The organism is Corynebacterium epidermidicanis (assembly GCF_001021025.1).
Lineage (GTDB): Bacteria > Actinomycetota > Actinomycetes > Mycobacteriales > Mycobacteriaceae > Corynebacterium > Corynebacterium epidermidicanis.
The window spans coordinates 1-12902 of sequence record NZ_CP011541.1; the positions used below are offsets into that span (position 1 = coordinate 1).

The following is a 12902-nucleotide window of genomic DNA, read 5'->3' on the forward strand; positions in this document are numbered from 1 at the left end:
GTGCAGCAAAATCCGGAACAACTTCACGCCCAATGGCAGGACGTGGTTGCTGAACTCACCCGGCGCTCCCAGGAGCCCAATTCGGGCATCGCACCGCTCACTAAGAGGCAGCTGGGGTTCCTCCAGTTGTCACCCCCATCACTTTCGTCCCCGGTTTCGCCCTATTGGCCACGCCCCACGAAATGGCCAAAGAGGTCGTCGAAAACGAATTGGCCGAGCCTATCGAACAGGTCCTGCAATCGATGCTCGGTGCCCACACGAGGTTGGCTGTTTCGGTAGCTCCCACCGAAACCTTGCCGGCGGCGTCATCCCCGCAACCGGTCGTCGAGAAGCTGCCCGACGACTGGGCGGAGGTCCACATTCCGGTTGCGGAAGAGCCGGAACCCCCAGCCCCGGTAACGCCGGTGGCCCCGGAACCGCAGCGCATTGCTCGCGAGCAGCGCAACCCGCGTTCCGATGTCACGCTCAACCCGCGCTACACGTTTGAAAACTTCGTCATTGGTGGGTCCAATCGCTTCCCGCACGCGGCGGCCGTCGCCGTAGCGGAGTCCCTGGCCACGGCCTACAACCCCCTGTTTATTTGGGGCGGTTCCGGTCTGGGTAAAACCCACCTGCTGCACGCGATCGGCAACTACGCCCAGGTCCTGCAACCGGGGTTGCGGGTTCGGTATGTGTCTTCCGAGGAATTCACCAACGACTACATCAACTCGGTGCGCGACGACCGCCAGGAAAAATTCAAGCAGCGCTACCGCAACCTGGACATCCTGATGGTCGACGACATCCAATTCCTCGAGGGCAAGGAAGGTACGCAGGAAGAGTTCTTCCACACCTTCAACGCTTTGCACCAGGCAGACAAGCAAATTGTGCTGAGCTCGGACCGCTCGCCGAATGACCTCTCGATTCTTACGGATCGCCTGCTGACCCGCTTCAAGGCCGGCCTGATCGTGGACATCCAGCCTCCAGACCTGGAAACCCGGATCGCTATTTTGTCGAAGAAGGCCAAGCTTGACGGGACGGTGGTTCAGCACGACGTCCTCGAGTTGATCGCCTCGCGGTTCGACACCTCGATCCGCGAACTCGAAGGCGCCTTGATTAGGGTCATCGCGTATTCCTCGCTGATCCGAGAGCCACTTGATCGACGCACCGCCGAGATCGCACTGCAAGACATCATGCCTAGCAGCGAAGACCCCGAAATTTCGGCGACCTCGATCATCCAACAGACGGCCGAATATTTTGAACTTAATGAGGATGCGTTGACCGGCACCGGGAAAACCCGCGCCGTGGCGCACGCTCGACAGTTAGCCATGTACCTCTGCCGCGAACTCACCGACTTGTCGCTGCCACGCATCGGGCAGTTCTTCGGAGGCAAGGACCACACGACCGTGATGTACGCGGTGCGCAAGATCAACCGCGAAATCAACGAGAAGCGTGACACGTACGACCAGATCCAGGCCATTACCTCACGAATTAAGTCTAAGAACCGCAGCTAGCTGATTGATTGGGGCTTGGGGCGCTCTTTTTGAGGGCTCCCGAGCCCCTTTTTTTGCGCTGCAGACCTGCTATGTCGTCCCTTCGTGGTAGTCGGACTACGCAGAACGCCCAAAAAACCGCCAAAAATAGGCCCGGTAGGTAGTCCGACTACCGTGAGGGGACGCAGTAGGGCTATTGAAGCCCTTCAACTCAGGCGCAGCCGACCCGAATAGACTGCCCAACCCCCGCCCGCCGCCTACCGACGCCAGCCGCCGCCTACCGACGCCAGCCGCCGCCTACCGACGCCCGCCGCCCACCTACCGACGCCCGCCGACAAACCAGGCGTCCGCCCTAGACACAAACCAGAAAGCTATCCACAGACTTATCCACACCTGTGTAATTACAACTTTGTAATTCGGTGAGCCTCATCACAAAACTGGCGTCCAGGCGCACATTCCGACCCTGTGCACAACTGCCTGAAACCGTGGTATAGAAAGGTGGACAATGTGTGGACAACCCCGACCTGCTCAAGTTCTCCACAATTGAGGCAAGTTATCCACCGAAATACCACAAGTTATCCACAGGCAAGACTCGCCGATACGAGCTGCACGAATTACATCTTTTCCACAGATTGCACAGCACTTACTGTTGTTCCCATCTTTAAACTTGTAATTTCTAAAGCAGAAAAGGGGCCTGGGGAGAAGTTGTCATCGAGCGTCGCAGACGCCTCGAGGCAACCAAGCCGGAACGAATGACAAAAGTTCCCTAATCTCGTCTGAGCCAGGTACGTTTGTTTGTAATTCCAAGATTCGGATCGCAAGGAGATTTCTCGAGCATGGACCAGCAAGCTGTAACCTTCCGCGTCGCGAAGGACGATTTCGCCAGCGCGGTAGCGTGGGTGGCGCGTAGCCTGCCATCGAAGCCAACTCAACCGGTTTTGCGCGGCATGCTGATCACCGCTGACGACGAGGGCCTCGAACTCGCAGGTTTCGACTACGAAGTCTCCACCAAGCAGCGGATTTCTGCTGAAGTTTCCCAGTCCGGTCGTATTGCCGTAGCTGGCAAGTTGATCGCGGAAATCGTTGCGACCCTGCCGAACAAGCCTGTCGACGTCACCCTCGACGGCTCGAAAGTGTTGGTTTCCTGTGGTGCTTCGCGCTTCGAACTGCCAAGCATCCCGCTGGATGACTACCCGCAGCTACCGGCTTTGCCGGAAGTCACTGGCGCGATCGATCCGAAGTTGTTCACCGATGCCGTCACCCAGGTCGCTACCGCGGCCGGTCGCGATGAAACCCTGCCGATGCTCACCGGCGTGCATTTGGAGATCAATGGCGAAGAAGTCCTGCTTGCTGCCACGGACCGTTTCCGCCTCGCGGTGCGCAAGTTCAACTGGATTCCACGCAATCCGCAGGTCGAGGCTAAGCTGCTGATCCCAGCCAAGACCCTGCTGGAGAACGCGCGCAGCCTGGATACCAGCCTCAACGACCCAGTTGAAATCGCAGTTGGCAACGAGGAAATCGGTGCTGAAGGGCTGTTTGGTGTTCACGCCGATACTCGCCAGACCACCACCCGTATGCTCGACGCCGACTTCCCGAACTTCCAACCTTTGCTGCCAAAGACGCACACCTCGATCGCTACCGTGGAGATTGGGCCACTGCAGGATGCCATCAAGCGTGTTTCCTTGGTTGCTGATCGAAATGCCCAGATTCGGATGAGTTTCTCGGAGGGCCAGGTCATCCTGGACGCCGGTGGTAACGATTCTGGTCACGCCGAAGAAGTCCTACCTTGTGCTTTTGCAGGTGAACCGCTGCATATCGCCTTCAATCCGGGTTACCTCAAGGACGGCCTGGCGGTGATCCGCACCCCGCGTGTTGTTTTTGGTTTCACCCAACCTTCCCGCCCGGCGATCATGATCCCAGAACCACAAGAACTCCCGGAGGCGAGCGAAAACGGCGAGTTCCCAACCCCGGAAACCGACTTCACTTACCTCCTGATGCCGGTTCGTCTGCCAGGCTAAGCCGAATAAACTGTGTTTCTGCGCCATCTGAAGCTAAGGGACTTTCGTTCCTGGCCCGAGCTTTCCCTCGAGCTCACCCCAGGAATGACGGTTTTTGTGGGCCGCAATGGCTTCGGCAAGACGAATATCGTCGAAGCCATCGGCTATGTCGCTCACCTCGGCAGCCACCGCGTTTCCCAGGATGCACCATTGGTCCGGGCGGGTGCGGACAGCGCGCGTATCTCTGCCACGGCGGTCAATGAAGGCCGGGAGCTCACCGCACACCTGCTACTCAAACCACACAGTGCCAACCAGGCGCAGCTCAATCGTACGAAACTTAAAAGCCCGCGCGAGGTTCTCGGCGTGGTCAAGACGGTGTTGTTTGCCCCGGAGGATCTCGCTCTGGTGCGCGGGGAGCCCGCCGAACGACGCCGCTACCTCGACCAAATCCTGGCCACCCGCATGCCGCGCGTCGCCGGTGTCAAGGCAGATTATGATCGCGTTTTGAAGCAGCGAAATGCCCTGCTCAAGTCAGCCTCTGCTGCTTTGCGACGTGGCTATGACGACAACGAAGGTGGCGCAGCGCTGGCAACTTTGGACGTGTGGGACGCACAACTTGCAAGTCTCGGTGGCCAACTCATTGCGCACCGGATCCGGCTCGCAGCCGAATTGGAGACTTTTGTCGCGGCCGCATATTCCCAGATCGCCCCGGAGTCCCGCCCTGCAGGTTTGAGTTACCTTTCCTCTGTGCCGGAGGCAGGTGCAGACCCGGACATCAACGAGGCACTCATGCTCACTGAGCTCGCGGCAAAGCGGCACCGCGAGATCGAACGCGGCCTTTCCCTCGTTGGCCCCCACCGCGACGACCTTGAGCTGATGCTCGGCGACCAACCCGCCAAAGGCTTCGCGAGCCACGGCGAAACCTGGACGTATGCCCTCTCTCTCCGTATCGCCGAGTTCAACCTGCTGCGTACCGACGGCACCGATCCCATCCTCATCCTCGACGATGTCTTCGCCGAGCTCGATGCTAAGCGACGCCGCGCCCTGGTCGACATCGCAGCTGGAGTAGAACAGGTGCTCATTACCGCGGCTGTCGACGGCGATCTCCCAGATAATCTGGGGGAAACCAATATCACCCGGCACCGAATCACCGTGCGCGATCTCGCCGAAGGGGGACGGATTTCGGAGTTGGATGCCGATGACTAGCGAAGATCCTATCCAGCAGGCGTTCGAACAGATGCGGGCCGAGGCGAAGAAGCGCGTTGGCTATGTTCCCGACTTGAACAAACAGGTTGAGCGACGGAGGTTGGAAAAACCCACCAAGCCGAAGATGCGGGGCATCCCTACCGGGAGGGACGGGCGTCGATTAGCCAGGCGTGACCAGACGGTTTCCTTGTCGTCGGTTCTCAACCAGGAGATCAAGGCTCGGGGTTGGCAGCGGGAAATTGCTGGTGGCTGGGTGAATTCGCACTGGGCCGAGTTGGTGGGGCCGAACATTGCGCAGCATACAAAAGTAGAGATGCTAAAGGACAAGAAGCTGTTTATCACGTGCGATTCAACGGCATGGGCGACGAACCTGCGGATGATGCAGCGTCAAATTTTGCAGCAAATCGCGGCTCATGTTGGGCCGGACATTATCGCTGAACTGCGTATTTTTGGTCCGCAAGCGCCGAGTTGGCGGAAGGGGCCATTGCATGTGAAGGGGCGTGGGCCGCGGGATACGTATGGGTAACAGATGGCTGCAGCATTACGAAATAGTAACGATTATCGTTTAGGTGTTGAATATCGATAAATGATGTTTGAATCTAGATGTGTTACTTCCCTTCTACTCCGAAAGGATCGACATGTTTAGAAAAAAAGCAGTGCTTATCGTTGCCTGTATGACTGGAATTGCTAGCCTGACTGTTCCAGTTGCTGTGGCTGCACCGGCGGAGTCTGTAACGGCGGGTGTTCCGGAACAATCCAACGTTCCTGCCGTTCGCGAAGCTCAAGAGCAGTATCGCCAAACCGCTTCTCCAGAGGAATATGCAGCAGCGATGCGGGCATTTGAAGAGCTGCAGACTGAAGGATTGATTTCGCGGCAATCTGAAGCTGGCCCGGATAACTCGGTTCGTGGATTCGGTTGTGTTTCCATTCCGAAGTGGGCAGTAGTCGCACTTGCTTGGGATATGATCGCCCGTGGGGCAGTCGTCGGTACCGTTGGGGGATTCCTGGACACCACAATTGTTGGCCTGCCTGCAGGTGCAGTCTTGAACGCACTCGGAATTGCAGCAGGTACTAGTGGTAACGGAGTGCTTTATTGGGCCGACCATACAGATTGGCCAAAAAATATCTGCTTGTAGGAGTATTCATGCCTGGCTGGTTTATCGGCTTAATAGTTACATTCTTGGCATCCATTGTTGGGCCTCTCATCTCCAAAGTGAGATCCAAGAAGAAGACACCGGACGACTCCAAGTAAAAGGGAAAATTAGGCTCATTCTCTTTTCACGAGAGTGGGTCATTTAGTTTCCTAAATTTATTTGATGACAGCAGAAATGTTTAGAAGAGTAAATACAGTGGCAGAATAGTCGTCATGTGCGGGCGACCTGGGCCACGAACCTGCGGAATATGCAGCAGCGATGCGGGCATGTGAAGAGCTACAACGTGCCGGTGTAAATACAACAAGTCAAATGCCCAACGGGAGCGAGGTTGCTCCACGTGGAATTGGGTGCATTTCGATTCAGAAATGGGCTGTTGTCGCATACGCGTGGCAGATGAGGCTCGGAGGAATCGTCGAAACTGCAGTTGGCGGTGCAGCGACCGGAAGGATCCTTGGAACTCCAGCAGGTGTAGTTCTAAGTCTCATTGGAGCCGACGTGGTTGAAATTGGGAGTCAGTTGCTTGCTTGGGTAGACGCTACTAATTGGCCAAAATCGATTTGTATTTGAGTATTGGAGTAGAAAATATCCCCTGAACTGTGGATTCCAAGCATTGATACTTTTATTTGCTTTGTCCTTGCCCTCATTCTCGGGAATCAGATTAAGCACCGGATGAAGGCTGAACAAAAGATTCGGGAACTCGAAGCTGTGCTCAATAGCAAAACGCTAACCGACGACAAATGACGCGCGCTATAACGATCGAATTTATTCAAGGACAAGATCGTGCGGGGTGCAGTAGTTGCTGGAGCCGGTGGTTTCATTGACGCTACAATCCTTGGTTTTCCAGCAGGTGCAGTCTTGAACTCACTCGGAATTGCTGAAGAAACATCGGGTTACGCCTTGTCCGACTGGGCTGAATCTACTGATTGACCAAAGAGCGTGTGTATCTGATCCAGAGATGCTTTAAATACAGAAAATGAAGCGAGCTAGGAGAATCCATGTTCCCAGGATGGCCAATCGCTGTAGCGATGCTTATAGGCTCACAAGTTGTGTATTTCGTTGCGACCGCCTCACGCAGGAAACGAAACCGTGTAAAGGGACCAAAACATCAATAGTGGAATGGTTCAAAGGTAAGGACCTTAGGCTCATTGTTTTGCTCAGATTCAATGAGCCTAATTTCCGTTTGAAGCAACTTATGATTTTCGGCACCGCGTCGAAAAGCTAGTCAAAAACCAAAAATACACGCCAGATTAGCGCCTACGCGTGTCAGCACTAGCCCGCGTAGGGGGAGTACACAGTGTAAGATAGAGGGGTCTATAAGCAATTAGAGCAAGGAGTGCTACCAACTCGTGGCTGCGCAACATGAATACGATGCTTCATCGATCACGATCCTCGAGGGTCTAGAAGCTGTCCGCAAGCGCCCTGGCATGTACATCGGCTCTACCGGTGAGCGCGGCCTGCACCACTTGGTGTGGGAAGTCGTGGATAACTCGGTAGACGAAGCCATGGCAGGTTTCGCAGACCGCGTGGATGTCACCCTGCTCAAAGATGGCGGTGTCGAAGTCATCGATAACGGCCGTGGTATCCCAGTGGAGATGCACCCATCTGGCGCCCCAACGGTGCAGGTCGTCATGACTCAGCTGCACGCCGGCGGTAAGTTCGACTCTGAGTCTTACGCGGTTTCCGGTGGTCTTCACGGCGTGGGTATTTCCGTGGTGAATGCGCTGTCCACCCGCGTCGAAGCTGACATCAAGCGCGACGGCAAGCACTGGTACCAGCGTTTTACTAATGCGGTACCAGACCCACTGGAAGAAGGCAGCAACGCCCGGGGGACCGGTACCACAATTCGGTTCTGGCCGGACGCCGAAATCTTTGAGACCACCGAGTTCAAGTGGGATATCATCGCCAAGCGTCTGCAAGAGATGGCCTTTCTGAACAAGGGACTCACCATCACCCTCACCGACCAGCGCGTTACCGAGGAAGAACTTGAACTGGAAGAACTCGCCGAAGCTGGCGACGCCGCGGAAGAGGTTTCCCTCGACAAGGCCGATGAAGCCGTAGAGGCTGCACAGGCCAAGCCAAAGAAAAAGGAAAAGACCAAGACTTTCCACTACCCAGATGGCCTGAAAGACTACGTCACCTCGATTAACAAGTCGAAGACTGCGGTTCACCCGACCATCATCTCTTTTGAGGCTAAGGGCGAAGGACACGAAGTTGAGATCGCGATGCAGTGGAACTCCGGCTACTCCGAATCCGTGCACACCTTCGCAAACACCATCAACACGCACGAAGGTGGCACCCATGAGGAAGGCTTCCGCGCTGCGCTGACCTCCTTGATGAACAAATACGCCCGCGAGCACAAGCTGCTCAAGGACAAGGAACCAAACCTCACCGGTGACGACTGCCGTGAGGGCCTCGCCGCAGTGATTTCCGTTCGGGTTGCTGACCCTCAGTTCGAAGGCCAGACCAAGACCAAGCTGGGTAACACCGAGGTGCGTTCTTTCGTACAGAAGTCCACCAATGAACACCTCGCGGATTGGTTCGACGCCAACCCAGCCGAAGCGAAGGCAGTCATCTCCAAGGCGGTGTCTTCCTCGCACGCTCGCCAAGCTGCCCGCAAGGCCCGCGACCTGATCCGTCGCAAATCTGCCACCGACCTCGGCGGCCTGCCAGGCAAGCTTGCCGACTGCCGCTCCAAGGACCCGGAGAAGTCCGAGCTCTACATCGTGGAGGGTGACTCCGCAGGTGGTTCCGCCAAGTCCGGACGCGACTCGATGTACCAGGCCATCCTGCCACTGCGCGGCAAGATCCTGAACGTCGAGAAGGCCCGCCTGGATAAGGTCCTGAAGAACAACGAAGTCCAGGCCATCATCACGGCACTGGGCACGGGCATTAACGACGAGTTCGACATCGCCAAGCTGCGCTACCACAAGATCGTGCTCATGGCCGACGCCGACGTCGATGGCCAGCACATCGCAACCCTGCTGCTCACGCTGTTGTTCCGCTTCATGCCAGACCTCATCAAAGAAGGACACGTCTACCTCGCGCAGCCACCGCTCTACAAGCTCAAGTGGGGCAAGGGCGAGCCAGGCTTCGCCTACTCCGACGCCGAGCGCGACCAACAGCTCAAGGAAGGCCTCGACGCCGGCCGCAAGATCAACACCGACGACGGCATCCAACGCTACAAGGGCCTGGGCGAGATGAACGCCAACGAGCTGTGGGAAACCACCATGGACCCCTCGATCCGCATCCTGCGTCGCGTGGACATGGAAGATGCCCAGCGTGCCGACGAGCTGTTCTCGATCCTCATGGGCGACGACGTAGCAGCGCGTCGTTCCTTCATCACCCGAAACGCGAAGGACGTCCGCTTCCTGGATATCTAAAGTTCCCCTCTGGCTGCTTGGCGAAACCTGCGCTGGGCGCTGTGCAAAAGCAGCCAGGGGAACTTAGAATAATTCCTTATCAACCCAGTTTGTATAGACTGGGGAACATGAAAATTCCCCAAGGCCCATGTGAATCCATCGCCGATACCCTCGGAAACACCCCACTGGTAGCCTTGGGGAATTTCCCGTTGGAAAACCTCACCGCCTGGGCCAAACTCGAACAGTTCAACCCCGGTGGCAGCGCCAAAGACCGCACCGCGCATGCAATGGTCAAAGCAGCAGACATCAAACCGGGTGCCATGGTTATTGAGTCCAGCTCCGGCAACCTTGGACTAGCGCTGTCCCGCGAAGCAACGCTCGGGAAGTGGGATTTCCACTGCGTGGTCGATCAGCGCGCCAACAAAGCAACCGTTGCCTACATGCGCGCGATGGGGGCGACCATCCACGCCCTCACCAAACCCGACCCGGAAACAGGGGACTGGCTGATGGCCCGACGAAATAAGGTCGCTGAACTGCTACAACAGCACCCCGAGGCCATCAACCTAGACCAGTACTCCAACCCGGCTGCCTTCACCGCCCACGCGCAAGGAACCATGCGCGAGATTCACGCACAACTTGGCTTCGCCCCGGACTACCTCCTCGTTGCTGTCAGCACCACCGGCACGGTCGGCGGCTGTCTGCGCTACATTGCCGAACACCAACTACCCACCCAAGTCATTGCAGTGGATGCCGAAGGCTCAGTGCTTTTCGACGGCCTTCGTGGCACCCGACACCTGCCTGGATTTGGCGCCGGTGTCGTGCCCGAGCTATCAGAATCCGTGAATCCGCACCGCGTGATGCGGGTTGCCGACGTGGCGTCGATAAGCGCTGCCCGCCGCCTCGCCCGCACCACGTCGATCCTGCCCGGTGCTTCGGGCGGGGCGGTAATCGCCGCGCTCCAGAAACTTGACGCTGAGGCGTCGGGGACAGCGGTGGTGGTGCTGCACGACGGCGGGAATGCGTACCTCGAGACGATTTACCGGGATGACTGGGTGCGCGAGAACCTGGGTGAAGAAGCGTTGGAGGAGATCAATGGCTAAGTTGCGCGTCGCGATTGTTGGCGGTGGGCCACGCGGATTGTGGGCTGTCGAGGAACTGCTCAACTTGGCGTGGCAGCGTGCCCTGGAGCTGGATATCACCGTGTTCGATCACGGCGGAATCAAGGCTTACGACCTAAGCCAGCCCGACTATTGGATCCTCAATGTGGATGCGCGGATCGTCGAAACCACCACCCTGGGCAGCTTCAATACCTACACCGGAAACTCGCGCCCCTATCCACCCCGGGCAGCGGTGGGGGAGTTCTTCGCGGAAGCATGGCGCCAGCTACCGATACCACCGAGCTGCACGCTGCAGCACCGCGACGAGGAAATCACAGCTCCGGCTGAACTGTGCACGCAGTTTGATCAGGTTTTGGATGTCCGCGGGCACCAGGCCTCGTGGGAAGGGCAGCTGCCGGATGCGCTCCGCGTGTATCCACACGGGCAACTGGCCGACATTAGTGCAGGTAGTAGCGTCGCGATTCGGGGCACTGCACTGACCTTCATTGATGCGGTGCTTGATCTCACCCAAGGTCGGGGCGGGCAATTCACCGACGCTGGGTATCAGCCCAGCGGCCAAGAACCTGCGGTTATTCGGCCGGTTAACCGCCGGGGCCGATTCATGGACGTCAAACCGGACCCCGGAGTGGTACCGGACTTAGTGGAGATTTCTAATCGCTTCGGCCCCCAGGTCTTGGCGGCGCAGTCTACGCGCGACATCGTGGACACGGTGCTAGCCGCCGCCCGGTGTTTGACCGACGACCCCGCAGTGTCTGACGTGCTGGACGTTGACCAGCCGGAGGTAGAGGTCGACCCGGTGGCAGAGCTCAAAACCTCGCTACGGGTGGCGCGCGGGGAGCTGCCCCTGAACGCGCGGGCCGCGGTGGGTGTGGCGTTCCGCGCCCTATATCCGCAGCTTGTGGAAAGAGTTTCATTCAACTCTGAACTAACTGGCTTTCGGGAATTAGCTCGTCACCTAGAGCCGATCGCCTTCGGGCCCCCGGCTGACAACGCCAGCAAAATAGTCAGCCTGCTCGACGCTGGTCTGATTGAACCTCCCACCAGCGGCGATTTCCCCGAAGCAGACTTCACCATCGATGCAGTTTTAGCACCACCGCCGAATCCGCCGGTGCGCACCGATCGCGATGGTTTCATCGGTGAGAACCTCGCGGTCATCGGCCGCGCCACCGAACTGTGGGTCCTGGGCAACGACACACTCTCGCGCACGCAACACGACGTTATTCCGCGGTGGGCCCGCCGGGTGGTCGCCGGTATCTCGCCGACTCGCGTCCACGGTTTGCCACCACTCGCGCCCACGATGTCTTCGTGGTCGGCCCGCCTGAGCACGGATCGGGTGGGGTGTGCGGAACTTCTTGCCGAATTCGGCAGCCCGGTGAACGTGGTCAACCCGAGCCCGATGCTGAACAATGCGGCGGAGTTGGTGGCCGCGGGAGAGGAATTCGGCGTCGACGTCCGCGTTTTCTACGCGCGCAAGGCCAACAAGGCGCTGGCGTTTGTGGACGCCATGCGGGACGCTGGCCAGGGGATCGATGTAGCGAGCTTCCGCGAATTAGCGCAGGTCCTAGCTGCTGGGGTTCCCGGGGACCGGATCATCGTCAGCGCCGCGATTAAGTCCGATGAGCTACTACAACTAGCCATCGATAACGGGGTGACCATCTCCGTTGATAGCGTCAGCGAACTGGATCGGATCAAGGAGCTCGCTTGCCGCCCGACTGCTATTGCGCCCCGCCTTGCCCCCAACCCAGCGTCGCTGCCTCCCACCCGGTTCGGCGAGCGTAGCACTACCTGGCAGCAGGCGCTCGCCGGCGACCTCGGCCAGGTTCGCGTGACTGGTGTTCACGTGCATCTGCATGGATACGCGGCGGCCGATCGCGTGGCAGCCCTGCGGGAGGCGTGTACGTTGATCGACGCCCTCACCAGCCTCGGCCACCAGCCGGAATTTATTGACCTCGGTGGCGGAGTGCCCATGAGCTATCTCCACTCCGAGGAACAGTGGCGCCATTTCCAGCAGATGCGTGCGCGCCTCGACGGCGTCGACAAGCCCGGCCAGCTTGCCGAATTTACCTGGAAGAACGATCCCCTGCGCACGCTCTACCCATATTGGCAGCGCCCCACGCGCGGCACCTGGCTGCGAGAGATTTTGCGCGACATTGCCCGTGAGCTGCGGAGTAGGGGGTTGCGGCTGCATCTCGAGCCCGGCCGCTCGCTTCTCGACGGCTGTGGCTTGATCCTGGCGCATGTGGAGTTCGTGAAGAAGCGTAGCGACGGCGTAGCGCTCGTCGGCGTGGCGATGAACCGGACCCAATGCCGAACCACCTCGGATGATTTCACCATCGACCCGGTGTTGCTGCCCGCGGATCCGAACCGTGCCGGTGCAGAGATCGAAGCGTATCTGGTGGGGGCGTACTGCATTGAGGATGAGGTGATCCTGCGCCGCCGGATCCGCTTCCCGCGCGGGGTACAGCGCGGTGATATTATCGCCATCCCCAACACGGCTGGATACTTCATGCACATTCTGGAGAGTGCGTCGCACCAGATCCCGCTGGCCAAGAATGTGGTGTGGCCGGCCGGCGAGCTGGATCGCATTGATGAATAGCAG

At 58.4% G+C, this 12902-nt stretch carries 7 protein-coding genes and 1 pseudogene; all 8 read left to right on the plus strand.

Annotated elements, in window-relative coordinates; translation table 11 throughout:
* Window positions 1-1490, plus strand: a pseudogene (gene dnaA, locus CEPID_RS00005) (chromosomal replication initiator protein DnaA).
* A gap of 815 nt (window positions 1491-2305) precedes the next feature.
* Window positions 2306-3487: a DNA polymerase III subunit beta gene (gene dnaN / locus CEPID_RS00010; protein ID WP_047239231.1), complete on the plus strand. Its 1182-nt coding sequence runs from the start codon at window positions 2306-2308 to the stop codon at window positions 3485-3487.
* 12 nt (window positions 3488-3499) lie between these two features.
* Entirely contained in the window at window positions 3500-4672 is a 1173-nt protein-coding gene (gene recF, locus CEPID_RS00015; protein WP_047239232.1) for a DNA replication/repair protein RecF, read from the plus strand.
* Window positions 4665-5198: a DciA family protein gene (locus CEPID_RS00020; RefSeq protein ID WP_047239233.1), complete on the plus strand. Its 534-nt coding sequence runs from the start codon at window positions 4665-4667 to the stop codon at window positions 5196-5198. Before recF ends, CEPID_RS00020 begins: the two co-directional genes overlap by 8 nt.
* A gap of 148 nt (window positions 5199-5346) precedes the next feature.
* Window positions 5347-5808, plus strand: coding sequence for a hypothetical protein (locus CEPID_RS00025; protein ID WP_144413384.1), 462 nt, complete (start codon window positions 5347-5349; stop codon window positions 5806-5808).
* Window positions 5809-7172: 1364 nt separating this feature from the next.
* A complete protein-coding gene (gene gyrB, locus CEPID_RS00030; RefSeq protein ID WP_047239235.1) occupies window positions 7173-9206 on the plus strand; it encodes a DNA topoisomerase (ATP-hydrolyzing) subunit B in 2034 nt (677 codons plus the stop codon).
* A gap of 107 nt (window positions 9207-9313) precedes the next feature.
* On the plus strand, window positions 9314-10285 hold the full coding sequence (locus tag CEPID_RS00035) for a pyridoxal-phosphate dependent enzyme (RefSeq protein WP_047239236.1): 972 nt from the start codon (window positions 9314-9316) through the stop codon (window positions 10283-10285).
* Entirely contained in the window at window positions 10278-12899 is a 2622-nt protein-coding gene (locus tag CEPID_RS12650; RefSeq protein WP_083984298.1) for an FAD/NAD(P)-binding protein, read from the plus strand. The genes CEPID_RS00035 and CEPID_RS12650 overlap by 8 nt, the downstream gene beginning before the upstream one ends.
* Window positions 12900-12902 lie beyond the last annotated feature (3 nt).